The sequence below is a fragment of the Clostridium sp. 10cd* genome, from assembly GCF_044336395.1.
In the GTDB taxonomy this organism is placed as follows: Bacteria; Bacillota_I; Bacilli_A; order Erysipelotrichales; family Erysipelotrichaceae; genus Clostridium_AQ; species Clostridium_AQ innocuum.
On sequence record NZ_CP172347.1, the window covers coordinates 2,430,956 to 2,457,281 of the forward strand.

General features: G+C 47.7%; 26 protein-coding genes and 1 other annotated feature (1 of these 27 only partly in view). Of the genes, 20 read left to right on the top strand and 6 right to left on the bottom strand.

Going from position 1 to position 26,326, the window contains the following annotated elements; translation table 11 throughout:
• The first annotated feature begins 102 nt into the window (after positions 1-102).
• The 4 genes from ACG3M1_RS12020 (at position 103) to ACG3M1_RS12035 (ending at position 3,382) form a co-directional block, all read left to right on the top strand.
• On the top strand, positions 103-1,266 hold the full coding sequence (locus ACG3M1_RS12020; protein ID WP_008817284.1) for an MFS transporter: 1,164 nt from the start codon (positions 103-105) through the stop codon (positions 1,264-1,266).
• A 238-nt stretch (positions 1,267-1,504) separates the two neighbouring features.
• Positions 1,505-2,026: a hypothetical protein gene (locus ACG3M1_RS12025; protein WP_002608981.1), complete on the top strand. Its 522-nt coding sequence runs from the start codon at positions 1,505-1,507 to the stop codon at positions 2,024-2,026.
• Positions 2,004-2,777: an HAD-IIA family hydrolase gene (locus tag ACG3M1_RS12030; RefSeq protein WP_008817283.1), complete on the top strand. Its 774-nt coding sequence runs from the start codon at positions 2,004-2,006 to the stop codon at positions 2,775-2,777. The genes ACG3M1_RS12025 and ACG3M1_RS12030 overlap by 23 nt, the downstream gene beginning before the upstream one ends.
• Before the next feature lie 38 nt (positions 2,778-2,815).
• Positions 2,816-3,382, top strand: coding sequence for a YqaA family protein (locus ACG3M1_RS12035; RefSeq protein ID WP_009269153.1), 567 nt, complete (start codon positions 2,816-2,818; stop codon positions 3,380-3,382).
• Here ACG3M1_RS12035 and ACG3M1_RS12040 read toward each other — a convergent pair.
• A complete protein-coding gene (locus tag ACG3M1_RS12040; RefSeq protein WP_002608984.1) occupies positions 3,355-4,002 on the bottom strand; it encodes a gamma-glutamyl-gamma-aminobutyrate hydrolase family protein in 648 nt (215 codons plus the stop codon). The genes ACG3M1_RS12035 and ACG3M1_RS12040 overlap by 28 nt on opposite strands.
• 45 nt (positions 4,003-4,047) lie before the next feature.
• A complete protein-coding gene (locus ACG3M1_RS12045) occupies positions 4,048-5,079 on the bottom strand; it encodes a TIGR01212 family radical SAM protein (protein WP_395814209.1) in 1,032 nt (343 codons plus the stop codon).
• A gap of 97 nt (positions 5,080-5,176) precedes the next feature.
• Between ACG3M1_RS12045 and ACG3M1_RS12050 the strand changes: the two genes are divergently transcribed.
• From ACG3M1_RS12050 to ACG3M1_RS12070, 5 genes are read left to right on the top strand one after another with little or no spacing between them, the layout of a single operon-like run.
• On the top strand, positions 5,177-5,860 hold the full coding sequence (locus ACG3M1_RS12050) for a M48 family metallopeptidase (protein ID WP_009269151.1): 684 nt from the start codon (positions 5,177-5,179) through the stop codon (positions 5,858-5,860).
• 18 nt (positions 5,861-5,878) lie between these two features.
• Positions 5,879-6,712: a DegV family protein gene (locus tag ACG3M1_RS12055; RefSeq protein WP_142419476.1), complete on the top strand. Its 834-nt coding sequence runs from the start codon at positions 5,879-5,881 to the stop codon at positions 6,710-6,712.
• 36 nt (positions 6,713-6,748) lie between these two features.
• Complete coding sequence (locus ACG3M1_RS12060) at positions 6,749-7,153, top strand: DUF2809 domain-containing protein (protein ID WP_009269149.1); 405 nt, start codon at positions 6,749-6,751, stop codon at positions 7,151-7,153.
• Positions 7,146-8,186 carry a M20/M25/M40 family metallo-hydrolase gene (locus tag ACG3M1_RS12065; RefSeq protein WP_008817277.1) on the top strand — a complete coding sequence of 347 codons (1,041 nt, stop codon included), beginning with the start codon at positions 7,146-7,148 and terminating at the stop codon, positions 8,184-8,186. The genes ACG3M1_RS12060 and ACG3M1_RS12065 overlap by 8 nt, the downstream gene beginning before the upstream one ends.
• A 17-nt stretch (positions 8,187-8,203) precedes the next feature.
• Positions 8,204-8,977 (top strand): Nif3-like dinuclear metal center hexameric protein, encoded by a 774-nt coding sequence (locus ACG3M1_RS12070; RefSeq protein WP_008817276.1) that lies wholly within the window; start codon positions 8,204-8,206, stop codon positions 8,975-8,977.
• 492 nt (positions 8,978-9,469) lie between these two features.
• On the opposite strand, the gene ACG3M1_RS12075 is transcribed toward ACG3M1_RS12070, so the two are convergent.
• Positions 9,470-10,189 carry a hypothetical protein gene (locus ACG3M1_RS12075; RefSeq protein ID WP_009269148.1) on the bottom strand — a complete coding sequence of 240 codons (720 nt, stop codon included), beginning with the start codon at positions 10,187-10,189 and terminating at the stop codon, positions 9,470-9,472.
• 248 nt (positions 10,190-10,437) lie between these two features.
• Here ACG3M1_RS12075 and ACG3M1_RS12080 point away from each other — a divergent pair, with 248 nt between their 5' ends.
• Positions 10,438-11,433, top strand: coding sequence for a pyruvate kinase (locus ACG3M1_RS12080; protein WP_009269147.1), 996 nt, complete (start codon positions 10,438-10,440; stop codon positions 11,431-11,433).
• Positions 11,434-11,535: 102 nt separating this feature from the next.
• Here ACG3M1_RS12080 and aroF read toward each other — a convergent pair whose 3' ends face one another.
• The 3 genes from aroF to ACG3M1_RS12095 form a co-directional block, all read right to left on the bottom strand.
• Positions 11,536-12,552 (bottom strand): 3-deoxy-7-phosphoheptulonate synthase, encoded by a 1,017-nt coding sequence (aroF, locus tag ACG3M1_RS12085; protein WP_395814211.1) that lies wholly within the window; start codon positions 12,550-12,552, stop codon positions 11,536-11,538.
• A 19-nt stretch (positions 12,553-12,571) separates the two neighbouring features.
• Positions 12,572-13,837: a shikimate kinase gene (locus ACG3M1_RS12090; RefSeq protein ID WP_009589075.1), complete on the bottom strand. Its 1,266-nt coding sequence runs from the start codon at positions 13,835-13,837 to the stop codon at positions 12,572-12,574.
• Positions 13,838-14,139: 302 nt separating this feature from the next.
• Complete coding sequence (locus ACG3M1_RS12095; RefSeq protein WP_008817271.1) at positions 14,140-15,045, bottom strand: LysR family transcriptional regulator; 906 nt, start codon at positions 15,043-15,045, stop codon at positions 14,140-14,142.
• A 161-nt stretch (positions 15,046-15,206) separates the two neighbouring features.
• Between ACG3M1_RS12095 and ACG3M1_RS12100 the strand changes: the two genes are divergently transcribed.
• The 10 genes from ACG3M1_RS12100 (at position 15,207) to ACG3M1_RS12145 (ending at position 26,130) form a co-directional block, all read left to right on the top strand.
• Complete coding sequence (locus ACG3M1_RS12100) at positions 15,207-17,201, top strand: FAD-dependent oxidoreductase (RefSeq protein ID WP_008817270.1); 1,995 nt, start codon at positions 15,207-15,209, stop codon at positions 17,199-17,201.
• 38 nt (positions 17,202-17,239) lie between these two features.
• Complete coding sequence (locus ACG3M1_RS12105) at positions 17,240-18,112, top strand: shikimate dehydrogenase (RefSeq protein ID WP_002608997.1); 873 nt, start codon at positions 17,240-17,242, stop codon at positions 18,110-18,112.
• A gap of 27 nt (positions 18,113-18,139) precedes the next feature.
• A complete protein-coding gene (locus tag ACG3M1_RS12110; protein WP_009269144.1) occupies positions 18,140-19,318 on the top strand; it encodes an MFS transporter in 1,179 nt (392 codons plus the stop codon).
• Positions 19,319-19,392: 74 nt separating this feature from the next.
• Positions 19,393-19,905, top strand: a complete 513-nt coding sequence (locus ACG3M1_RS12115; protein ID WP_008817268.1) for a TRAP transporter small permease — start codon at positions 19,393-19,395, stop codon at positions 19,903-19,905.
• A gap of 4 nt (positions 19,906-19,909) precedes the next feature.
• A complete protein-coding gene (locus tag ACG3M1_RS12120) occupies positions 19,910-21,202 on the top strand; it encodes a TRAP transporter large permease (protein ID WP_009269143.1) in 1,293 nt (430 codons plus the stop codon).
• Between the two features lie 13 nt (positions 21,203-21,215).
• Complete coding sequence (dctP, locus tag ACG3M1_RS12125; RefSeq protein WP_008817266.1) at positions 21,216-22,220, top strand: TRAP transporter substrate-binding protein; 1,005 nt, start codon at positions 21,216-21,218, stop codon at positions 22,218-22,220.
• Between the two features lie 8 nt (positions 22,221-22,228).
• Positions 22,229-22,990 (top strand): type I 3-dehydroquinate dehydratase, encoded by a 762-nt coding sequence (aroD, locus tag ACG3M1_RS12130; RefSeq protein ID WP_008817265.1) that lies wholly within the window; start codon positions 22,229-22,231, stop codon positions 22,988-22,990.
• A 314-nt stretch (positions 22,991-23,304) separates the two neighbouring features.
• Complete coding sequence (locus tag ACG3M1_RS12135) at positions 23,305-24,147, top strand: sulfide/dihydroorotate dehydrogenase-like FAD/NAD-binding protein (RefSeq protein ID WP_002609003.1); 843 nt, start codon at positions 23,305-23,307, stop codon at positions 24,145-24,147.
• Between the two features lies 1 nt (position 24,148).
• Complete coding sequence (gene gltA / locus ACG3M1_RS12140; protein WP_009269142.1) at positions 24,149-25,534, top strand: NADPH-dependent glutamate synthase; 1,386 nt, start codon at positions 24,149-24,151, stop codon at positions 25,532-25,534.
• A gap of 353 nt (positions 25,535-25,887) precedes the next feature.
• The gene (locus ACG3M1_RS12145) at positions 25,888-26,130 is read left to right on the top strand and encodes a hypothetical protein (protein WP_008817263.1); all 243 of its coding nucleotides are present in this window, start codon (positions 25,888-25,890) and stop codon (positions 26,128-26,130) included.
• A gap of 55 nt (positions 26,131-26,185) precedes the next feature.
• Positions 26,186-26,326: a binding site (T-box leader), on the top strand (it continues 58 nt past the right edge of the window).

A 26,326-nucleotide genomic window follows, 5' to 3' on the forward strand; every position in this document is an offset into this window, starting at 1 on the left:
CACCGTTTCAACAGTTCTATTATACAATATGCGAAAAGAAAAGGGAAAAGATTTTTAGATGCCTGCAGCTGTGTCCATACTATATCTGAGGATGTGATTACTATGAAAAAGCAAATGCGATGGCTGCTTTATGCCATGAACTTTCTTGCCTTTTTTGCCATATCGATGGTCAATACCCAGATGATTCCGTTTTTAAGCAAGCTGGGCTATACGGTGGTACAGCGCGGTTATATTCTGGCCGCAAATGCGGTTGTGGCAATCGCCGGCCAGTTTCTGTTTGGTTACCTGTGCGACCGTTTTCAAAGGGTTAAGGTCTTTTTCTTTGCGGCCTATGTGCTGCTGACGGCGAGCAGCTTTGCCATGTTTCTGGTAGAACGCCAGACCTTCTGGTATCATGTATTCACCGTGGCTCTGATGGGTGGTATGGTAAAGGTCATTATGGGACTGGATGAAACCTGGATGCTGGAAATCGATCAGGAAAACTACGGGCGGCTGCGGGCAAGCGGGGCACTGGGGCTTACAATCGGTTCTCCGATTGCTGGCTACCTCGTCCGCCATTTTCATTATAAAAGTCTGCTGATTTCACTTGGTATCGTAAGCGTTATCCTGTGCTGGCTCATTTACAAGGCAAAGGATGCTGAGAAAAAGGAAGGGGAGCGGATTCGCATGGAAAGCGTGCGGCAGCTCCTGAAGAATAAAGGCTATTTATTGCTGGTGCTGATTTATCTGCTCGTCTATATGATCGGTACGGCAGATCAGTATGTGGTTATCGACAAAATGCTGGATATCGGCGCAGACACCACAGCGGTCGGCATTAAGTGGGCGCTGCAATCCTTTATGGAGGTGCCGCTCTTTCTGTTTTCCTCGAAAATACTGGAACGCTTTCAGACTAAGACACTCTTATACTTTGGAACATTTATGTATGGTGTGAAATTCCTGCTTTACGGCTTTTCCTTTCAGCCGTGGATGATTATTCTGACGGCAGCACTGCAGCTGGTAACGCTGCCCATCATCATGCTGACAAGCAAGGTGCTGGTAAAGGAAATCACTCCCCAGAAGCTGTTCAGCAGTGCGCAGATGTTTGCCATGGCCGTATTTATCGGCGTTAGTGGATTGATAACACCGCTGATTACCTCCTATCTGTCCAAAGCCTTCGGATATGACTGGACCCTGTATATCGTAGCTGCTTTCTCCATCGTGCCGCTGCTGCTGATTTTCTGCTATGTTCATTACTTTCAAAAGAAAACAGTGAAGAGAAGTTCCTGATTTACATTTGCAGAGGACGGTAAGCAGATTGCTTTACAGAGAATTTACAGATATTTCGATATTGTGTGCTGTTTGACAATAACAATTTTGCACACACCGTTCGCTCATGTCTTGAAAAATGAGAGGAAATCCCCTATAATAAAGGTGACATCCAAAGACTGTGTAACCCTACGATAGTGGGTTGAGATAAAAAGCTCTTGTGCGATCAAGAGCTTTTTCATGAAAGGACGTGAAGACAATGGAATTTACGATGCGTAAGGACATTGACGAATACAGCATTGAGGAGCAGGGGCGTTGTGTATTCCGTGCCTCCTATGAAAAGGAAGGCGGATTGCTCAGTATATATCTGAAGAATATGTATGGCGATGATATTATGGGCTTTTACCAGCTTCGCAAATGGTATTCGCGGTTTCGCCCGTGTATGGATTTCACCGTATACGAGGGGGATGAACAAATCGGAGAATTGAAAAAGAGTCGGGATGGCTATGAGCTGATTTACCACGATGTATATTATCGCTTCTATTGCGGGATGCATGCAGGAAGACGTGTGGTGATCTGCTTTGACCGCGCACAACAGATTGCGGAATTTGTGCTGGATGATATCAGCACGCTGCGCTTTAAGAGTACGACACAGCAGGCGCTTCTGTCTTTGCTTTGTGTACTTATGAAAGCCTTTCTCGATCAGGAGCAGTTCTCCCAGGAGGCTTTTCTTCACCACTATATAGGAGTATATAACGATGCATCCGCTACTGCGGCATAAAACGCTGTTTCTGGACCTTGATGGAACGATGTATCGCGGGGATGAGGTCATTCCCGGTGCACCCTTGTTCATAGAAGCCTTACATACACTGCAGATTCCATACTATTTCCTGACCAACAACGCCATGCGTACGCATGCACAGAACCGGGAGAAGATGGAAGCGATGGGCTTTCAAGGATTGCGGGATGCACAATATTTTACGAGTGCGATGGCAGCTGCCGCCTATGTCCGTCATGAAACAAAGCTGCAGCGCGTCTTCTATATCGGAGAAGATGGGATGCGGGAGGCGCTGCTGGAGCAGGGCTTTACGCTGTGTGAGGAACATGTGGAGGCGGTATTTGCCGGTCTGGATTCCAATGTGACCTATGAAAAGCTGTGCCGTGCCTTTTATCATTTACAGAAGGGAGCAGTGCTGATTGGCACCAATCCGGATCGACGCTTGCCGCATGGAGACTATTTTCGCATCGGAAACGGTGCTATGGTGCATATGCTGGAATATTGCAGTGAGCAAACGGCATGGATGATCGGAAAGCCGCATGAGCCGATGCTGAAGGAAGCGTTGCGCTATGCCGGAATTGCTAAAGAGGATGCTGTTGTGATTGGAGATAATCTGGAAACCGATGTCGCCTTCGGACTGCGGCATGGGTGCACGAGCGTCTTTGTGACAAGCGGTGTGCATTCCCGTCTGGATTGTGAACAGCGCTGTCTTCACCCGGATCTGATCATCGATAATCTGCTGGAGCTGGTATAAAACAGAAGCCTGCACGTATAATGAAATGAGGGGATTTCATGAACGTACAGGATTTTTTTATCGTATGGCAGGATATCGGTCTGATACTGTATTCTGTTTTAAAAGCATTTCTTCCGCTTCCTTCTCTGGAGGTCATATTGGTACCGCTGGTACTGCATTCACCGCAGAAATGGCTGCTGTATTCGCTGGAGGGTGCAGTAGGCACCTGTATCGGCGGGGCAATCGGCTATGGCATCGCCCGGATACTGGGCAAAAAAGTGCTGTATAACATCGCCGCAAAAGAGGATGTGGAGCATGGCGAGGAGCTGATGGACCGCTATGGTCTATTGGCCGTCTTCATTGGCGGCATCACCCCGATTCCGGATTTTCTTCTGGCCTATCTTGCCGGCTTCACCAACATGCGGCTGTTTCCGTTTCTGCTGTGTGACGGCTTTGCCAGATTGCTGCGCAGTCTATTGGTAACACTGTCCCTGCGCTATCTGGGAACCGTGATGAATGTGGATGCCTTCGGCACCTGGTTTTCTCTGGCCATCATGCTGTGGCTTGTTTGGAAATGGTGGAAGAGCAGGAAAAAAATTCAGGCGCAGACAACATCCAGAAAATAAGGAAGGATCTGATCGTCTTCCATCAGCTCCGGATGCCACTGGACAGCGAGAATGCGACCATTCTCGTGCTCCATGGCTTCTACATAATTCTCCTCGCTGAAGGCAGAGGTATAAAAGCCCTCTCCCAATCGCCCGGCTACCTGATGATGGTAGCTGTTTACGGTAAAGCTTTGCGGATACAGCTGATGCAATACACTGCGTGAGCTGCTGTGTACGGTGTGCAGCTGCTTTGGTGCGTGTGTCTGCGTGTCAATATGCTGCAGAAGTGTCCCGCCGGCATATACATTCAATGTCTGCATTCCGCGACAGATACCAAGAATCGGCTTTTCGTTGCACATAAATGCGTCGATTACCTGAAATTCCAGATGATCCATCGGCTGCGCATAGGTAGTGACATGCTCATTGCGGTCCTCCTTCAGATAATAGCTTTGCACATCATAGCCTCCGGGCAGTAAAAGCGCATCGCATACCTGCAGCGCACTCGCGATTCCCGCCATGCTGCAGATGGGATACAGGCTCCAGCCCAGCGCTTCCACGCGGTCTACATACGGCTTGTTGATAAACCATTTCCAGGCATGATCCAGCTTTTCAATTCGCATAAGGACAGCCAGTACCTTCATTGATCGTCACCTCTTGCTTTATCCTATGCGAAAAAAAAGGGAAGGTTACGTATTGTACTTTCCCTGCCAGGTATTGCGCTGCTTCATTTCCTTGTCAATGTCGTTGAGAATCGTTACCTTTTTCAAAGTCCAAAGCGGGGTGATCAGCGCTTCCTTCACGCCATCTCCCGTCAGCCGCTGGATGATCATTTCCGCCGGCAGCAGCTCCAGCTGACGGATGACGATATCAATATATTCCTCTCTGCTCAGCATGACAAAGGGGGATTGTCTGTATTCCTGGGCCATGCGCGTGCCCTCCATAATGTGCAGCATATGGATCTTTACCGCATGCACGGGCAGCTTTGCGAGCGCAGCCGCGGTTTCCAGCATCTGCAGTTTGTTTTCACCGGGCAGTGAATTCATCAGATGGACAGCAATTTTCAAATCGGTATGCGACAGCCGCTCGACACAATCCAGAAACTGTGCATAGGTGTGCCCGCGGTTGATGTGCTGTGCGGTATCATCGTGAATACTCTGTAACCCCAGCTCCACCCAGATTTCCTTATCAGTACACAAGGATTGCAGATAGGCGATCTTATCATTCTCCAGACAGTCGGCGCGCGTGGCGATACTGATAGCCGCAATATCATCACGCTGCGCAAAGGGGTCAAAGGTAGCCTTTAACACGGGCAGCGGTGCATAGGTATTCGTATATGCCTGAAAATATGCCATTGGAATTCCGGCCGGCCATTTTCTTTGCATCATCTGCATTCCCTGATCAAACTGCCGAAACAGATCGTCATGGATGTCTCCTGCATAATCACCGCTGCCAAGGGCACTGCAAAAGGTGCAGCCGCCGACGCCGCAGGTGCCGTCCCGGTTGGGACAGGAGAAATTTGCATTCAGAGGAACCTTGAACACCTTGCTGTGAAAGCGGTGCTTCAGGTAATAATTCCAGGTATGATAACGCTTGTTGTCATCACTGTATGGAAACGGATTGTTATAGCTCATAATATCACCGTAGGTATTGTAACACAGAATAACACAGACGGTAAAAAACAAATGGAAAATCTGCTCATTTCCTGCACGTTCAGCCATTGTAAAAAATTCCAGAATTCCTTACTAAAAAACTGTTTATTTTTTTAATCAAGTATGAGATAATTAGATGCGCACTAGAGATTGGGGTAGTAGTTAAATGGATGTAAATAAAAAGGTTGTTCAGTGTAGAAAATATCCGATTACCTATACACTGGTTACAAAACAGGTAAAAAATATCAACATGAGGATCTCTTCCAAGGGAGAGGTCGTGGTCAGTGCGAATCCGTTTGTGCCTATGGATAAAATCGACGATTTTGTTTCCAGCAAGGTTTCCTGGATTGTGAAGCATCAGAAATCCATGCAGGAGAGAAGTCAGAAATCCATGATCGACGACAAGCATATCGTATTGTTTGGAAATTCTCTGAAAATCCGCAAGACAACGGGGAAGTACAATCACGTAAGCTATGACAAGGACACTCTGTATGTACAGTGCAGAGAGCAGGCAGACCCGGAAAAGGTCATCCGGCAGTTTCTCGATAAGCTGTGCAGGGATGTGTTTCTGGACATTGCCACACTGACATTTCGCTCTTTGAGTGATTACCATCTGGAATTTCCGGACGTAAAAATTCGGGATATGAAAAGCAGATGGGGAAGCTGTACACCGGCCAAGAACTCGATAACACTGAACCGGAAGCTGATTCATTATCCGTTCGAGTTCATCGAATATGTGGTGCTGCATGAATTTGTTCATTTCATTCAGCCGAATCACTCCAAGGCGTTCTACAATATTATAGAGAACTACATGCCGGATTATAAAACGCGCATGGAAATGGTCAACTAGGAAAAGGAAAAAAATATTATGGTACATATCATTACAGACACATCTGCACTCTTTACGGTCGCGGAAGGAAATGACATGGGTGTTCATGTGATTCCTCTCTGCGTCAGTATCCAGGATGAGCATTACCGGGATTTATGCTTTGACACGTCATCCTTTCTGGAAAAGGTTCGCTCAGGAGGTATTCCGACAACCTCACAGCCGCCGATTGGCGATGTGCTGGCTGCCTACGAGGAGCATGGTGATGAAGAAATCCTCAACATATGTATGGCAGATGGTCTGTCCGGTACGTATCAGACAGCGCTGATGGCGAAGGAACAGGCGCCCAATGCAGACAGCATAACGGTATTGAATTCACAGACTCTGTGCGGGCCGCACCGCTATCTGGTGGAAAAAGCGGTGAAGCTTCGTGATGAAGGGAAAAAGGCAGCGGATATTGTCGCAGCCTTAAAGGAAAGCATGGCACATGGGCATTCCTTTCTGATTCCGCAGGATTACAGCTTCTTAAAGCGCGGCGGACGTTTAAAACCGGCAGCGGCCAGTATCGGCGGGCTGTTGAAGCTGAAGCCGGTCATGCATGCGGTGGAGGATGGAAGCCGTCTGGATAAATTTACAATAACACGTACATTGTCCAAGGCAGCAGATTCCATCATCAGCTATTTCCGCGAGCATGGTGTGGATGCGGCCTATCGTATTTCTGTATCTCATGCAGATGCGTTAGCGGATGCACGCTTCTTTATAGACCGATTGAAAAATGCGTTCCCGGATACAGAGCTGGAGCTGTTAAAGCTTTCACCGGCCTTTATCACACAGGGGGGACCGCAGTGTATTGCAGTTCAGTATATTCGCAAATAGAGTGGGAACACTCTATTTTTGTATAGGAGGCTCTATATGGGAAAACAAAACAGAAGAAACCGCTGCCTTTTGGTCGGCTATGTTGTGCTGGTGATTGCGGCAGGACTGTTATCAAGAAGCACGCTGCCCTTGCCGGACTGGTTTCGGGAATACGGAGGAGATACGCTGTGGTCGATGATGATGTATGGAATCTTCGCACTTCTGTTTCCCGAGGCCAGAGTGAAATCGCTGTTGATCGCTACGCTGCTGTTTTCCTATCTGATCGAATGCTCGCAGCTGCTGGATTATGACTGGCTCAATACGCTGCGTGCAACACCACTACGCTATCTGCTGGGACAGGGCTTTGTATGGAGTGATTTGCTATGCTACAGCACAGGCTGTATATTGGCGTGTTCACTGGATGTGATGATGTTAAAAAGGAGACATGATATTTATGGATAAGGAATTTTTGTATGATATGCTGAGGACACCAAGTGTCAGCGGACATGAAATTGCATTGCAGAAAAAGGTGATTCAGCATATGGAACCGGTTGCGGATGAAATTCTGACGGATGCGACCGGTGATGTGATCAGCGTTTTGAATCCGCATGCAGAGGCAAAGGTTCTGCTGTGCGGGCATATTGATGAAATCGGCTTTCTGGTCACCCGGATTTGTGAGGATGGAATGCTGAAGGTGACAAAGGCAGGCGGTATCCATCCGGTTCTGTATCTGGGGACACATGTACAGGTTGTCTGTGCTTCACAAATCCTGCCCGGTGTCGTTGTGACAAACCGTACGCTGGAAAGTAAGGAACAGGTGCAGGTGGAGGATTTGTTTATCGATCTGGGCTTTGACAGCAAGGCCGAGTGTGAACGCTATGTTTCCATCGGCGATCCGGTATGTGCTGCGAGTGAGTTCACTGAGCTTGCACATGGAAAGCTTGCCGGACGTGCATTGGATGACCGTATCGGTGCCTTTATCATTTTGGAGGCATTGAAAAAAGCCAAACAGAAGCAGGCTGCCTGTGGAATCTATGCGGCGACAACCTGTGGTGAGGAAACGACCATGCGGGGAGCCTATCATGTCGCAACCCGTGTGCAGCCAAGCTGTGCATTGATTGTGGATGTGACCTTTGCGAGTGATTATCCGGGCGTCAGCGGTGATGCGAGTGGAACCGTGAAGCTTGGCGGGGGTGCTGTATTATGCTCCAACAGCATGATCAACAAGCCTTTGAATGCGGCGCTTGCTGCGATTGCCGAGGAGCATCAGCTGGATGTACAGTGGGAGGTGTTTGCCGGAAAGGCCGGAACGGATGGCGATGTTGTCCATTTTACAAACGGTGGCGTGCCGGTTGCCCTTATTTCCATCCCGCTGCGTTATATGCATTCCTCCATTGAAACGGCAAGCAATCAGGATTTGGAAACGATCATTGAACTGATCAGCGAATTTCTTGTTCGCTTTGATGACAGCTTTTCATTTGATCCGTTTCCGTAAGGCAGGGAGGTATGTGTATGCGCTGTGCTGACATTTTGCATGTTATCGAGGAACACTATCCGCTGTCCTATGCGTTGGACTGGGATAATTGCGGATTGCAGACAGGTCGCTTCGATAAGGATGTGCAAACGATTTACATTGCACTGGATGCCGGTGATGCGGTGATTGCGGATGCAGTGATAAATCATGCAGATCTTCTGATTACCCATCATCCACTCCTGTTTAACGGAATCAAGCAGATTCACGATCAGGATTTTATCGGCAGAAGGATAATAGAGCTGATTCAGAAGGAGATGTGCTGCTATGCCATGCATACCAATTATGATGTGCTCCGCATGGCAGAGGTGGCTGCGCAAATGCTGCAGCTTAAGAAAACAAAGGTACTGGAGGCTACCAGTGAAGACGGGAAGGGGATTGGACAGTATGGGATGCTGCCGGAGGCAATGCCGGTTTTTCAGCTTTGCGAACAGATCAAGCAAACCTTTGAGCTGCAGGGCGTGCAGGTTTATGGTGATGTAAGCAGGCAGGTTCAGCGGATTGCGATTTCTCCGGGTGCCGGAAACAGTATGATTTCCCATGCGCTTTACAAGCAGTGTGATGTTTTGATTACCGGTGATATTTCCCATCATATTGGCATTGATGCGGTGGCACAGGGGCTTGCTGTGATTGATGCCGGACATTATGGTATTGAACATATCTTTATCCAGGATATGGCGGCATTTCTGTCGGAAAAGCTGAAGGGTGTCAAAATCATATCTGCACCGCTGTGTCATCCGTTTACGATTGTGTGAGATATCCCCTGAAAATGAAGTGGATGCAAATATATAAACGCTCCCTGTATAGTGGTAAGCTAAAATTGAGATATGGATGGATTCTGGCCGCGATGAGTGCTCAAAACGGCATTAGAATTCGTAATAAACAGAGGCAGGGAATTCAGCTGAAAATTCATACAGCCATTGCTTTATGAAAAACTTGAAACAGCTGCTTGTTTCTCTCTAGCTTTGCGCGAATGCAATGATGAAAAGCAGACGGTTTTCATACCAAAATCGTCTGCTATTTCCGTTGTCTTGGTGTAGCATTCTGTTTTCTCTATCATTCATGGGGCGAATTAGCTGCCGACCGCTGGAAAAGAGAACATCACATTTTCTTTCATCAAACATGGCTGCTTTATCAAAAAGACATCCTTCTATTTAACTCTGAAAAGGTTGCTGGGGATTTCTAACATTGACAGCTTTTGTCTTGGAAAATAATCCGTCTCTGATGTTATACAATATAGAAGCTTATCAGCTGTTTTCTTTATACAGATTGATTTCTTTTGCGGCATGGATACGTATAACAGGCTTTTCTGTCCCGGATACAAGCCTGCCATTATCAAGGATATGCTGTGGATCCTGGATAGAGCCATTCTGTATAGGATTTACTTCCATCTTTATGCTGGCTGGTACGGTATCAAAGTATACAGAGACACTTTTAAATGCATTCGCTTCTGATCCATCCAGCACGATATCATGATCCAGCTTTGCAGCCTCTAGATGCAGAGCTACCACTGATTTGTCAGCGTGCAGGAAGATATCTGAATGAATAGGATTTATGTGAATCTGTTTGAATTCACCTGCTGTTTCTATTACATCAAATTCTTTACGTGGCAGGTAAATAAGAAATGATCCGAGAACGTCGTTATCCTCTTCTCCGTTTTTCATCATAACGGATATATTGAGCGTATCGCCGTTTCTGCTGCTGCGAACATCATATGTATGTGCTGCATTCAAGTCGGCGTTTTGAAATTTAAAAGCTGTATCCGCATCCTGTTTTATTATGATAGACCGGGCATTCCCGCTGATTTTGACACGACGAATATCCTTAGCTTCTATTTTCTCATATACGTTTTCTTCATGCTCGACACTCGCGTGCTTTACAGCCTTGTTATCATCCCTACAGGAGGTGAGGAAAAGTATACAAAGAACACTCATCCATAACATACCTATTCCCCTTATTTTTCTCATTCTGGACACCTCCTTCATTCATGTATACTTCATTATACTATACATGGGGTAATTCACATAGGGTGGTACCGTATGAGGTATCCGTTTCGGATGAAGTTTCAGGACACCACTATGCTTATATGCTCTATGATACTGTGTGAAGCACAACAGAATATTCGAGTCATTCATAAAAGGAATAAGGAAAAAAGAAACAAATATCTTTATATCTCATTTAATCTGCTATAATAAAAAAAGCGAGGTATAAGATAATGAAATCACTGGATATTTATGGAACACTAGGGCCGTCTCTGCATACACAGGACGCCCTGTATGAAATGCTTTGTATGGGAATGAATGGTGTCCGCTTGAATCTTTCCCATGTGGATTTGACAGATTGCGAGGAATGGCTGTACGCATATCAAAAAGCACAGGAGCAGGCGGGCGTACAGGCAAAGCTGCTCATCGATATGAAGGGACCGGAGCTGCGGGTCGGAAGGCTGAGGGAGCCTGTCTTATTGGAAGAACGGCAGACAGTCGAACTGGGGAAGGACATTCCGATTCCTGTGGAGCTGCTGGCTCATACGGCGGTACAACAGAGGCTTCTGCTGGATGACGGTCGTATTCTTCTGGAGGTGAAACAGGTAAGGGAAGATGCCTTGCTGTGTACTGTTCTGCATGGAGGTGTGTTGAAATCGGGGAAAAGTCTGGCTCTGGTGAACGGTCACATCGAATTGCCGACACTTACGGAAAGTGATATCCGTAATCTGAAGGCCGCCAGGCAGTATGGCGTTACCGGAATCATGCAGCCCTTTGTAAGAAATGCACAGGATTTGATCACGGTGAAGGAAGCCCTGAAAAGCATCGGGAATCCGGATTTGCAGGTATATGCAAAAATTGAAAACATGGAGGGGGTAGCGCATCTGAAGGAGCTTTTTCCATACTGCGATCAGATTGTGATTGCCAGAGGAGATTTAGGTAATGCGATGCCGTTATGGGAACTGCCTGCTGTACAGAAGCGGATACAGGATATATGCCGTGTACACTCCATGCCGTATATGGTGGTAACGCAGATGCTGGATTCCATGATGGAGCATCCAGTACCTACAAGAGCTGAGGTCAGCGATATTTTTCATGCGGTTTACCATGGTGCCTCCAGTATCATGCTGACCGGTGAAACGGCAGCCGGCAAATATCCAAGGGAGGCGATGAAATACTTCAGTGAAACGGCAAAATCCGCATTGGTCTGCAGGGAAGAGGTGCTGTAAGCAGATATGAAAAAAGAATCCCTTTTCCATTTGTGGGTGGGATTCTTTTTTTTCTTCCTGCGTTTGCAACTGCATGTATCATGTATATAGGAGAAATAACACCTACATACTGCGCCCGATCACCTCGGCGATTTTTCTTCCCTTGCGGATCACTTCACCAAAGCGCTCCGGCTTTAATGACTGCGCACCATCACTCCATGCATTTTCCGGATCGTTGTGCACCTCAATGATCAGTCCGTCTGCACCTGCGGCAATCGCTGCCAGGGAAGCGGATTCCACCAGTCTCCAGTCACCGGTCGCATGACTTGGGTCAATAATGATCGGCAGATGCGTTTTCTCCTTGATAATCGGCACTACACTGAGATCCAGTGTGTTTCGTGTATACGTTTCAAAGGTACGGATACCGCGCTCACAGAAAATGACGTTTTCATTGCCCTCGGACATGATATATTCCGCAGCCATGATCCATTCCTCAATCGTATTGGCAAGCCCGCGCTTTAACAGCACCGGCTTGTTGATGCGCCCGACCGCCTTTAACAGATCAAAGTTCTGCATGTTTCTGGCACCGATCTGAATCAAATCCACATGCTCGACGAATTCATCGATTTTATCTGCACTCATCAGCTCACTGACAATCGGCAGCCCATAGGTTTTTCTGGCATGCACCATACATTTGACACCCTCTGTTCCCATACCCTGGAACGCATAGGGACTCGTTCTCGGTTTATATGCACCGCCGCGCAGCATATCGCCGCCGGCATTCTTCACTTCCTTTGCAATATCCATAATTTGGGTATCACCCTCAACGGAGCAGGGTCCGCCGATTACGACGATTTTCTCATTTCCGCCAACCTTGATGCCGGCTACATCCACGATGGTATCCGCTGGATGAAACAGACGGTTCGCCTTTTTATACGGTGCGGCAATGCGTGTGACATTTTCGACAAACGGATGTGCTTTCACCAGCTTTTCATCGATTTTGGAGGTATCGCCAACCAGACCGAAGACATTGTAATTATCTCCCTGAATCATGGTAACGGACAGCCCCTTGTTTTCAAAGGTATGAATCAGCTTTTCAACCTCTGCCTTGGGAGCATCTTTTTTTAATGTGATAATCATTGTTTCTTCCTCTTTTCTTCTAATCGCTGACAGCATCAATTAAAATGCTGCGATAGGCTTCTTCGATTTCGGTGACGGTTGATTCAATGTCACTGTTGTTTACAGCGACGTAGGCTGCATATTTCTGGTACAGCGGCAGACGCTCGGCATGCATCTTCTCGAGGGCGTCTGTGCTTTTGGACAGCGGTCGGTTCGGATCGGAGCTAATCAGCTTATCCACATCGCGGTCAATGAAAATCGTAATTCCGTTTTGACGCAGGTAATCCATATTCACCTTATGCTTGATCGTACCGCCTCCGGTGGCGATGATTTTATTGTTCAGCTTGCTGACCTCGATTGCCGCTTCTGTTTCAATGGCGCGAAAGCCTGCCTCTCCGCTTTCCTCGAAAATTTCCGGAATGGACTTTCCGGCCTTTTCGATAATGATATCATCCAGGTCAATGAACTCCTTCTGCATACGGTTCTCCAGCATTTTGCCAATGGTTGTCTTGCCGGCAGAGGGCATTCCGATCAATACGATATTGCAGCGCTCGCGCAGCATATCCTGATAGATATCGTCGATGATCTGATCGTCGATACTCTTATCCAGGAAGAACTCCACGGACTGCTTTGCCTGTGCTATCAGCATCTCCAGACCGTTTACACGCTTGATATCCATTTCCTGCGCCTCGAAGCACAGTCTTGTCAGAATCGGATTGTAGATCACATCCAGAACGGCCTCGCATTTATGAAACATGCTGATATCGATCGGAGCATTGCCGATACGCGGGTACATTCCGATCGGGGAGGTGTTGATGATGATTTCCGCATCCAGATGACTGGAGAACATTTCATCATAGCTGATGGCACCGTTTCCTGGCACAACATCGACGATGACCATGCTGCCAGCTGATTCATGCTGTACCACTGCCTGAATGGCAGCACTGGCTCCACCGTTTCCGATAATCAGCACCTTTTTTCCTTCCATGTGTACATTGTGCTTTTTCACCATGTATAAAAAGCCGGTGAAGTCGGTATTATAGCCCTTCAGCTTGCCGTCACGATTGACGATTGTATTTACAGCACCGATTGCTTTTGCATGCTCATCCATTTCATCCAGGTAGGGGATGACATCCTTCTTGTAGGGGATGGTTACATTCAATGCAGTAAACTCCTTTTTCTCCATGAATGTCTTGAATTCCTCTTTGCTCAGCGGTATCAGATCGAAGGTGTAATCCGCAATCCTTTCATGAATATCCTTTGAAAAGCTGTGTCCAAGCTTTTCACCAATTAGTCCGTATCTCATTTGTTCTCTTCCTCTCTTTTCTTAATTTTCTATCATAGAAGCTTGCTGTATCCGGGACAGGCTACAAAAAAAGCATCAACGTTTTCTTCGTTCGATGCTTTTTTTATGCCCTGAAACGCTAAAATAACCACGATATCTCAATGGTTTGTTTCAGGGCTATCTAAAGTAAAAATAATAAGCTGCTGTCTGTATGGATTTGTTCATGGGTATCACTCCTATTGCCATTAGGATACAACACTCTTACGGAAAATGCAAGCATAAGTTTTCATATTTTGTGAAAATTTATGAAAGAAAATGGAAAATCAGTCACTGGTGTGCGGGTTTTTAATGGAGGTGTGATGTACGATAAAGTTACAGAAGGTGTGTACAGCAGGGGGAAGGTAGCGGTTTTTGACGGTAGCCAGATAAATGTAACGCTCATGCGGCGGATTGGTGATGGTCAGCTTTTTCACAGGAAACTGCTCCAGCATGGCAATATTCGGCACCAGTGCGATACCGTAATTGATGGCTACCAGACCGATAACGGCACTGTCCTCTTCCACCTCGCAGATGATGTTGGGCTCTATGCCCACCTGTTCAAACAGGGAATCCAGCAGCGGGCGGATACCGCTTTGACGATCGTAATAGACAAAGGTTTCCTCCTTCAGCCGGGCAAGGTCAACGCTGTCATGCACTGCCAGAGGATGGCTGCGCGAAACAATAGCGACAACCTCCTCCTGTGCAATCGGCAGAAAATTGATATCCGGCTGATTGTCCACGTAGGAACAGAAGGCCACATCGTACTTTTCCTCCTTCAGCCCCTGCAGAATCTCTGTGGTATTGCCCTGCTTCAGGGAGAATTTGATCTTGCGGTTTTGCGACTGTGCCAGAAAGCTCTGCAGCAGATGGGGAACGTAGTGGCTGCCCAGGGTATAAATAAAAGCCAGATCGATCCATCCGTTTTCCTGGGAGGTGAGCTCCCGCAGCCGGCGCTCTCCCAGATCGACTTCCTGCAGTCCCTTATCTATATATTCATAAAAGATACGTCCATATTTCGTCAGCTTGATATTGCGCCCCTGCTTTTCAAACAGATAGCAGCCCAGATCCTTTTCCAGAGCGGCAATGGCATGGGAGAGGGAAGGCTGTGTGATGTCCAGCTGATTGGCAGCCTGTGTGTAGTGCTCCGTTTTTGCCAGCACGCGAAAATAGTGCAGATGATTCAGATTCATACGCATACCTCCAGTATTTACCATACAAATAGTATAGCTCATTTATAGATAAAATCTATAGATTTTGTAAAAATTATGAATTGTTTACATGTAAGGGAATATATATAATAAGCGTGTAATGTTTGTGAATACGATAACATTCACAATTAGGAGGCATAGTAATGGGAAAGTATTCTTCGATCTTTGAACCATTGACGGTGAAACAGATGACGATTCCAAACCGTATCGTCATGACGCCGATGGGAACAAACTTTGGTGAGCAGAACGGTGAAATGAGCTTTTTGCACATCAATTACTACGAACAGCGTGCCATGGGCGGTACCGGACTGATCATCGTGGAAAATGCGTGTGTGGATTATCCGTGCGGTTCCAATGGAACAACACAGCTGCGCATTGATCATGACAACTACATTCCACGGCTGTATAAGCTGGTGGAGACGATTCATAAACACAACACGAAAATCGCGATTCAGCTGAATCATGCCGGAGCAAGCGCTGTGGAAGAACGTATCGGTATGCAGCCGGTCAGTGCGAGTGATGTGCCGAACAAGAAAAACGGGGCAGCACCGCGTGCCTTAAGCAAAGAGGAAATTCTGCATATTGTTGACTGCTATGCGAAAGCGGCAAAGCGTGCACAGATCATCGGCTTCGATGCTGTTGAGATTCATGCGGGACATTCCTATCTGATCAATCAGTTCTTATCTCCGCTGACAAATAAGCGTACAGATGAATTCGGCGGCAGCTATGAAAACCGCGCCCGTTTTGCAAGACTGGTGCTGGAGGCTGTCCGTAAGGAAGTCGGAGCACAGTTTCCAATCATCGTACGCATCAGTGCGGATGAATTTTTAGAAGGCGGCAATACGCTGGAGGATACGCTGAAGCTTCTGGAATACTTCCATGCGGAAGCGGATATCATTGATGTTTCCTGCGGTCTTGTGGATTCCATTCAGTATCAGATCGATGCGAACTATCTGCCGGATGGATGGCGCTCCTATATGGCAAAAGCCGTAAAGGAAGCCTATGCGAAGCCGGTCATCACGACGGGAAACATCCGTGACCCTAAGGTTGCCGAGGATATTCTGGAGCGTGGAGATGCCGATTTGATCGGTATGGGACGCCAGATGATTGCGGATCCAAGCTGGACCAACAAGGTGCATTACGGAAAGGAAGATACGATTCGTAAATGTATTTCCTGCAACATCGGCTGCTCGGGGCACCGCATCGGCTTGAACCGCCCGATTCGCTGTTCGGTCAACCCAAGTGTCAACGAGGGTGAGGAATACCGCAGCTGGAAGGTGAAAAAGCCATGCAATGTCGTTGTCATCGGCGGCGGTACTGCAGGTCTTGAGGCAGCATGTACTGCCGCAGAGGTTGGCTGTACGACCTTCCTGATTGAAAAGGAAGACCATCTGGGCGGATTGAGTGTGGAAATTTCCAAGATTCCGGATAAAAAGCGTCTTCGTGATTTCCCGGATTATCTGATTCATCGTGCAGAAAAGCTGCGCAACCTGATTACCTTTACGTCTACAGAGGCAACACCTTCCTTTGTGAAGATGCTGAAGCCGGATTTCATCATCAATGCGACCGGTTCCACGCCGCTGCTTCCGCCAATCAGCGGACTGCGTGAAAACATCGATGCGTCAGGAAGCCGTGTCAGCGGCATTCTGGGTATGATCCGGCAGATTGATCAGTATCCAAAGGATCTCAGCGGCAAAAAGGTTTGCGTTGTCGGCGGCGGTGCGGTAGGATTAGACGTAGTGGAATTCTTCGCAAAGCGCGGGGCTGCCGTAAGCATTGTGGAAATGCTTCCGGTTGTCGGAAAGGATCTGGATACCGTTACCAAGGTGGGAACCTACGATATGCTGGAAAAACACAACGTACAGGTACTGACCTCTACAGCACTGCAGGAAGTGCATCCGGATCACTTTGTCGTAAAACGCAACGAGCAGATGGAAACACTGGACTTCGATTACGGCTTTGTCTGCCTGGGTATGCGTGCGTATTCTCCGGTTATGGAGGAGCTGAAGCAGACCTTTGCGGATGAGGATGTAGAGCTGTTCAATATCGGTGACAGCGTACGTGCCAGAAGAATCATTGACGGTGTGGCAGAGGGAAGAAACATTCTCAACGCATTGAAGCAGAAAGAATTTTTATAGAAAAGAAACGGAACACGTTATATAAGGAGGAACCAATTATGGCAGAAAGAATTAGCGGACACACAGAACTGATCGGATTGATTGCGACACCGATTCGTCATTCAAAATCACCAAAGATGCACAATGAGGCATTCGCAAAGCTGGGACTTGATTATGCCTATCTGGCGTTTGAGGTAGGAAACGAAGAGCTGGAGGATGCGGTGAAGGGCTTTAAGGCACTGAAGGTGCGCGGATACAATGTATCCATGCCGAACAAAACCGTCATCGGACAGTATCTGGATCATTTATCTCCGGCTGCTGAGCTGTGTGGTGCTGTCAATACGGTTGTCAATGACAACGGGGTATTAACCGGACATATTACCGACGGTATCGGATATATGCGTTCCTTAAAGGATGCAGGAATTGAGCCTGCCGGTAAGAAGGTTACGATTACAGGAGCCGGTGGAGCTGCGACGGCAATCGAAATTCAGATGGCTCTGGATGGAGTTAAGGAAATTTCCATTTTCAACCGCCGCGATGAATTTTGGGAGCGCGCAGAACAGAATGTGAAAAATATCAACGAAAAAACAAGCTGCAAGGCAACGCTGTTTGACCTTGCGGATACGGAAGCATTCAAGCGTGAAATCGAAGACAGCTATCTGTTTGCCAATGCGACCGGTGTCGGAATGAAACCGCTGGAAGGGCAGATGGTTATTCCGGACGCAAGCTTCCTGCGCAAGGATCTGATCGTTACCGACGTTGTCTACATGCCAACGGAAACTGAGCTGCTGCGTGTCGCAAAGGAAGTCGGCTGTAAGACGATGAACGGTCTGGGTATGATGCTGTATCAGGGTGCTGCCGCATTCGAATTGTGGACAGGCAAGGAAATGCCGATTGACTACATGAAAGAAATTCTGGATATCAAATTTTAAATAAACAAACGACATAAGGAGAAAGTTATGAATAAAAAATACTATCCAAGTGCCTTTATCTTGTACTTGAATTACTTCATTCACGGTATCGGCTGTTCCATTCTGGGACAGGCCGTGATCAAGGAAATGCTGGTTGCCCAGTGGGGACAGGGCATGGATGCCATCGGACAGGTGACGATGGTAGCTGCTGCGCTGGGTCTGGGACGTTTGATTTCCCTGCCGATTGCAGGACCGCTGTCCGATAAAATGGGAAGAAAGCTTTCCTCCCTGATTGGTATCGCATCCTATGCGATCTTCTTCATCGGTGTGGCAATGTCACCGAATATGTGGGTTGCCTATGCTGCGGCAATTCTTGGGGGAATCGCCAATTCCTTTCTGGATACCGGTGTCATTCCGGCCTGTGTGGAAATTCTGGAGCCAAGATCCTCTCTGGCAACCATGCTGACAAAATTCTTCATCTCTGCAGCACAGCTGCTGCTGCCGTTCATGCTGGGGGCACTTGCAGGGGCAAGTCTTTCCTACAACGTACTGCTGTACATCAGTGGTATTGCGATTTTGGTGATTGGTGTACTGGTGATCTTTGCACCGATGCCAAAAGCAGAGAAGGCTGCCGGCGAGAAAGCACCGGGACTGCTCGAAAACATCCGCAATTCTCATTTCTCTGCGGAAAGCATCGCATTGATCGTCATCGGCTTTACCTGCACCGCTACCTTCCAGCTGTGGCTGAACTGTGCACAGACCTTCGCAAAGGATCTGGCAGGAGTGAGTGATCCAAGCATGATGCAGACATATTATTCCTTCGGTTCTCTTGCGGCCATCATCGTAACGGCTGGTTTGGTATCCCGTATCAAGGGTGTGCGCTTCCTGTTTGTGTATCCGCTGATAACACTGATTACGCTGGTACTTGTCTATATGACACGCAGTGAAACGATGTGCTATATCGGTGCTGCCTTAGTTGGTTACAGTGCAGGTGGTGTCATTCTGCAGCTGGTTACTGCAACTGCCAATGATCTGTTCCCGCATATCAAGGGAACCATCACAAGTATTGTCATGATTATGTCCAGTCTTTCCAATTATACGATTCTCTCTGTTGCAGGTACCATGGATTCCGCACAGATTCTGATGATGAACATTGTGATTACCGTAATCGGTGTATTGCTTGCACTGTTTGTCAACCTGCGTTTTCAGAAGCTGGCAGGGAAATAATGGAAATTTATCATACCGCATGTGGGTGCGGTATGATATAATAACGGCAATTCTAACGGTTAGGAGGAAGTAACATGAAGATTATACGATGGCTGGATGACAATCTGGAAGAAGCACTGCTGATTGCACTGCTGGTGACGATGACGCTGCTTATGGGCCTTCAGGTGTTCAGCCGTTACATACTAAACGCGTCGCTGAGCTGGTCTGAGGAGCTGACACGCTATCTCTTTATCTGGAGCGGGTTTTTAAGCATCAGCTACTGCATCAAAAAGTGGATTTCCATAAAAATCGATCAGGTCATTCTCATGTTTCCCAAGCCGGTGTATGTCGTTGCACAGCTGGTGTTAAACGTGATCCTGTTTGCGCTGTTTGCGTTTCTGGCATGGCATGCGGTTACCTATTTGCAAATGAGTATTGCAAGTGCGCAGAAGTCACCTGCACTGGGACTGCCGATGCCCTTTGTACAGGCGGCTCCGCTGGTAGGCTTCACGCTTGCCGCCGTTCGCGCCCTCCAGCAGATCGTGCTGGAAATCGGTAATATCCGCTATTTCATTACCTGCGGAAAAATTAAGGAAAGAGGGGAGTGACGATATGCTGGCAATGGTAATTATGATTTTGTTTATCGTTCTTCTGCTTGTATCCGTACCGATTTCCGCAACGCTGTCGGCGGTATCGCTGGCACCCTCGCTGCTGGATCCTAATTTTCATATATCGGCGGAATATATCATCCGCGCCATGCTGGGAGGAATTGATTCCTTCCCGCTGCTCGCTGTCCCGATGTTTGTGCTGTCCGGTATTCTGATGGCAAAGGGCGGTGTCAGTAAGAAGCTGTTTGATGTCTTCTTCTATTTTCTGGGAGAGCATACCGCAGGAATGCCCTGTGCAGTCATTGTGACCTGTCTGTTTTACGGTGCGATTTCCGGCAGTGCACCGGCAACGGTGGCCGCTGTCGGCAGTATGACGATTCCGCTTTTGATCCGCATGGGCTATGACAAGGTGTTTGTGACTGCCATTGTTGCGGTTGCGGGCGGTCTAGGTGTCATAATACCTCCAAGCATACCGTTTATCCTGTTTGGTATGGCGAGCGGAGCCAGTGTCGGTAAAATGTTTATGGCCGGTATCATTCCGGGGATTCTGATTGCCCTGCTGCTGATGCTGTATGCGCTTTACTATTGTAAAAAGCATGGAGAGGATAAGGAAAAGATTCACGCAGAGGTATCCGTCCTGCATGAGAAGGGGTTCGTGAAGGTGTTTCTGGACAGCTTCTGGGCACTGTTAACACCGGTGATCATTCTGGGCTGCATCTACAGCGGGATTGCTTCCCCGACAGAGGCAGCGGTTATATCCGTGTTCTATGCGCTGATTATTTCCATGTGTATCTACCGGACATTGAAATTCCGTGATTTGAAGGGTGTGCTGGTGGAGGCAATCCGCACCTTTGCACCGATTCTGTTTATCCTGAGTGCGGCAGTGGCGTTTTCCCGTATCATTACCCTGCTGCAGATTCCGGAGATGGCAGGGGACTTCATCCTGTCCACCTTCAGCGGCAAGGTTGCGGTACTGCTGGTGATCAATGTGCTGCTGCTGATCGTCGGTATGGTCATGGATACCTCGCCAGCCATTCTGATTCTGACTCCGATCCTGATTCCCATCACCAACAGTCTTGGAATCGATCCGATTCAGTTTGGTATCATCATGGTTGTCAACCTTGCCATCGGCTTTGTGACACCGCCGATCGGTATCAATCTGTTTGTCGCGAGCTCTCTGACAGATGTTCCGGTCATGCAGATTGCGAAAAAGGCCATGCCGCTGATTGTCTTCTTTCTGATCGCTTTGCTGGCCATTACCTTTATTCCGCAGATTTCACTTCTGCTGGTATCGTAAGAGGAGGGACGTTATGAAAAAGATTCTATTTGCTCTTTTCACTTTCTCTTTGCTGCTGTCCGGCTGTGCGCAGAAGATTGAGGATCCGGCAGAGGCTTCGGCCGCGTATCCGTGGATCATTGCGACCGATTCCCCAAAGGATACGGTAACCGGACTGTTTGCCCATAAGTTTGCGGAAGAGGTGGAATGGCTGAGCAATGGCTCCATCCATATGCAGGTGTATGAAAACGGTACGCTGGGAAGTGACCGTGAGCTGATTGAGAGCTGTATGGGACAGGATATTCCCTTCGTTTTGCAAAACACGGCACCACAGACCAATTTTATGTCCAAGCTGGCAATCTTCGATCTGCCGGTTGCGTATACGGATATTAAGGAGCTGCGCAACACACTCGATGACCCTGACCTGATGTCCATGATCAACAAGGTGTACAGGGAAAAAGGCTTTCGTCTGCTGGCCATGGGAGATCAGAGCTTTCGTGTCATGACAACCAACCGGAAAATTCAAAGCATTGATGATTTTAAGGGACAGAAAATTCGGACGATGGAAAATCCATATCATATCGCCTTCTGGCAATCCATCGACGCCAATCCGACACCGATGACGTTCTCCGAGGTATATATCGGCTTACAGCAGGGGACGATTGATGCACAGGAGAATCCATATGAGGTTGTCGTATCCGGAAAAATTTATGAACAGCAGGATTACATCGTACAGACGAACCATCTGCCGCATCTGCTTTCGCTGATTGTCAACGATGAATTTTATCAGTCGTTAAGCAGCGAGGATCAGAAAATCGTCGATAAGGCAGCGGAGAATGCCCGCAACTATGCGCGGCAGCAGGCGGATGAGCGTGTGAACGACCGACTGAATATCATTACTGGCAGCGGAACAACCATCATAGAGCTTGAGGATTCCATGATTGATCAGCTGCGCGAAAAAGCACAGCCTGTGTATGAGAACATCAAGGCGCAGACTGGCGATGCATTGTATGAAGCATATACGAAACGTATGCAGTAGGAGGAAACATGAATACGGTAAACGTAAGAAATATAGTAATCGGCGAGGGGATTCCGAAAATCTGTGTGCCGATTGTCGGAAAAACAAAGGAAGAGCTGCTTTCTGAAGTAGAAGTGCTAAAGAGTGTTCCTGTAGATGTGGTAGAATGGCGTATGGACTGGTTTGAAGAGGTGGAGTGCTGTGAAAAGGCGGTAGCGATGCTGCAGGTGCTTCGTGAAGCTATGCCGGAAATGCCGATTCTTGCGACCTTCCGCAGTAAGAAGGAAGGCGGGGAACTGGAAATCAGTACAGCAGCCTATGTAGAGCTGAACAAAGCCATCATTGACAGCGGAAACGCGGATTTGATTGATGTGGAGCTGTTCACTGGGGAAGCGCAGGTAAAGGAACTGATTGCCCATGCGCATGACAAGGGTGTTCGCGTTATCATGTCCAACCATGATTTTGACAAAACACCATCTTATAATGAAATACTGACACGTTTAAAAGCAATGCAGACACTGGGAGCGGATATTCCGAAAATCGCGGTTATGCCAACCTGCAAGGCAGATGTAATCACACTGCTGCAGGCGACAAATGACATGCATGAAAACTTTGCGGATCGTCCGATCATCACAATGTCAATGGCGGGTACAGGCGTACTATCCAGATTGTGTGGAGAGGTCTTTGGTTCTGCACTGACCTTTGGTGCCGCAAAAAAAGCGAGTGCACCGGGACAGATGGGCGTCGAGGATTTAAAAACAGTACTTTCTCTGCTGCACAAGAGTCTGTAAGCTTCTATTCCGTGCAGAAAAGACTTAGACAGGCAACGACATTGGTCGGCTGAATAAGTCTTTTTCTTTATACCTTCAACCCGTTAGGAAACAAACACCAGCAATGGAATACTATAAGTGGCAGATGTGTTCAGGAATGATGTACGCGTAGGTTTGCTGTGTCTGTGAGTGTTGGATGGATTGCAGTGGAACATGGAAATGACAGGGAAATGTGACGTTTAAATATTGCATATCCAAACGAAAAAAGGTAAAATAAGATTATGCGTTATGGAACTTTTTCAGAATGGTGAAAAAGTTTTCAGAAAGGAGAAGCAATGTACAAGGTTATAGAGAAGGAAATTCTAAATCCAACCGTTACCAAAATGGTTGTTGAAGCACCGGCTGTTGCGAAAAAAGCACTGGCAGGACAGTTTATTATTCTGCGTGTGCACGAGGATGGGGAGCGTATTCCGCTGACGATTGCGGATTATGACAGAGAAAAAGGCACGATTACGATCATCTTTCAGATTGTCGGCAAGACAACGATGCTGCTGAATCAGCTGAATGTCGGGGACAGTATTCTGGATTTCGTCGGTCCTCTTGGCAAGCCTTCCCATGTGGACGGGTATAAGAAGGTCTGTGTCATTGGTGGAGGTGTCGGCTGTGCCATTGCTTATCCAACAGCAAAGGCGTTACATGAAAACGGCACGGAGGTTACCGTGATCACGGGATTCCGTAATAAGGATCTGGTAATTCTCGAGGAGGAATTCAAACAGGTCAGCACGCATGCCTATCTTGTCAGTGACGATGGCAGTACCGGCGTTAAGGGGCTGGTTACCAACGTGCTGGAGGATTTGATCAACAAAGGGGAAAGCTTTGATGAGGTCATTGCGATCGGACCGCTGATCATGATGAAGTTCGTTTGTCAGCTGACAAAAAAATACGGTATCAAAACCGTGGTATCCATGAATCCGATCATGATTGATGGTACCGGAATGTGCGGCGGCTGCCGTTTGAGTGTAGGCGGGGAAACAAAATTTGCCTGTGTGGACGGTCCGGATTTCGATGGTCATCTGGTGGATTTTGATGAAGCGATGTCCCGTGGGGCAACGTATCGTGATTTTGAAGCACATGCCAGAGATGCTGCCTGCAATCTGATGAATAAGGAGGTACGCTGATATGCCGAATATGTCATTGAAGAAAGTGGAAATGCCTGTCCAGGACGGAGAGGTCAGAAGAAATAATTTTGAAGAGGTGGCTCTGGGCTATACAAAGGAAATGGCAATGGAGGAGGCGCAGCGCTGTCTGCACTGTCCGACAAAGCCATGTATCAACGGCTGTCCGGTTGCTGTTAATATTCCGGATTTTATCGAACAGGTAAAGGAAGGGAATTTTGAGGAAGCTTATCAGATCATTCACGAAACAAGCTCTTTGCCTGCTGTTTGCGGGCGTGTGTGTCCACAGGAGAAGCAGTGTGAGGCAAAATGCGTACGCGGTGTAAAAGGGGAAGCCGTGGCAATCGGACGTCTGGAGCGCTTTGTGGCTGACTGGCACAGAGAAAACGTGAAGGATGAGCTGAAAAAGCCGGAAAGCAACGGTCATAAGGTTGCTGTGGTAGGGGCAGGACCTGCGGGACTGACCTGTGCCGGAGATTTGGCAAAAAAGGGATATCAGGTATCCGTGTTTGAGGCACTGCATGTCGCCGGCGGTGTGCTGATGTACGGTATTCCGGAATTCCGTTTGCCAAAGGCTGTCGTGCAGACGGAAATCGAAGGACTGAAGCAGATGGGCGTCGATATTCAGACCAATATGGTCATCGGACGCAGTGAATCTGTCGATGATCTGTTTGATGCCGGATATGAATCTGTCTTTATCGGAAGCGGTGCGGGGCTGCCAAGCTTTATGAATATGCCGGGAGAAAACCTGAAGGGTGTGTATTCCGCAAATGAATTCTTAACACGCTGCAATCTGATGAAGGCATATAAGGATGGTGTGGATACACCGATTCAGCATCCAAAACGCGCCGTGATCGTCGGTGGCGGTAATGTGGCGATGGATGCGGCACGCTGTGCAAAGCGTCTGGGTGTTGAGGAAGTAACCATCGTATACCGCAGAAGCATGGATGAGCTGCCTGCCCGTAAGGAAGAGGTGGAGCACGCCATGGAAGAAGGCATTGTCTTCAAGCTGCTGACCAATCCGGTCCGTGTGCTGGGAAATGAAGACGGCTGGGTATGCGGTATGGAATGTGTGTCCATGGAGCTGGGAGAACCGGATGCCAGTGGAAGAAGACGTCCTGTGGAAATCAAGGACAGCAACTTCGTGCTGGATGTTGACTGTATGATTATGGCAATCGGAACATCGCCGAATCCGCTGATTCGCTCTACAACAGAGGGCCTGGAAACCAATCGCAAGGGCTGTCTGATTGCAGATGACAACGGTGCAACCACCAGAGAAGGTGTATTTGCCGGCGGTGATGCGGTAACCGGAGCTGCCACGGTCATTCTTGCGATGGGCGCCGGGAAAACAGCTGCTGCAGCAATCGATGATTATATTCAAAATAAATAGCGAAATCAGATAAACTCGGGAATTGTCTCTTCTTCCCGAGTTTTGTGGAAAGAGAAAGAAAAACGTGGAAGGGTTTACAATCGGAGTAAAAAATGTTACTATATAGACAGGAAATAAGTACCTTATTTCTGTTATCATGATACTGGCTCTATTGTGATAACCTTGAAAGTTGTGTATTCTTTACATTCCTTCCTTTTATTGTAAACTACACGATTTCAATTACTTTTATTCATATCGATTTCCTTTCGATAACCTAATGAAAAGGGACGTGGTGATGCGCGTCCTTTTTCAGTTGCCTGCGATTGCGGTTGTTTTTCCTTCCAATTTCTGCTATTCTAGTTTCAGGTGATGCTATGAAATCCAAGAGGAATAAACTGATCATCGGCGGTGTGGCAGGTATCGTCGCCATGTTTCTGCTGTCGCTTTTTCTACCTGCTTTCCAGCCGTTTGCCAAGGCAGGGGCACTGGTGATTTATGCACTGGTAAATTATGTGCAGATCAAAGAGATGAAGCGTAACGGTCAGGATATTGAAAAACCGGCGCTTTTTACGGCAGCTGTACTGATCATTGTCGGCTATCTGCTGTTTTTTACATAGAAAATGGCAGTGAACGATTGACAAAGGATACCCAAATTGGATATACTATTGAAGTATAAAGGCTGAGAATTAAAGTAGTACCTTGCGGAAGTGTCACAGAGAGTCGGTGTTGCTGAGAACCGATACATGAAAGCTTGCGGAACTTGTTAAGGAGCTGATAGCTTGCTATCCGTTTGACTTCGCGTTAAGAAGAAAT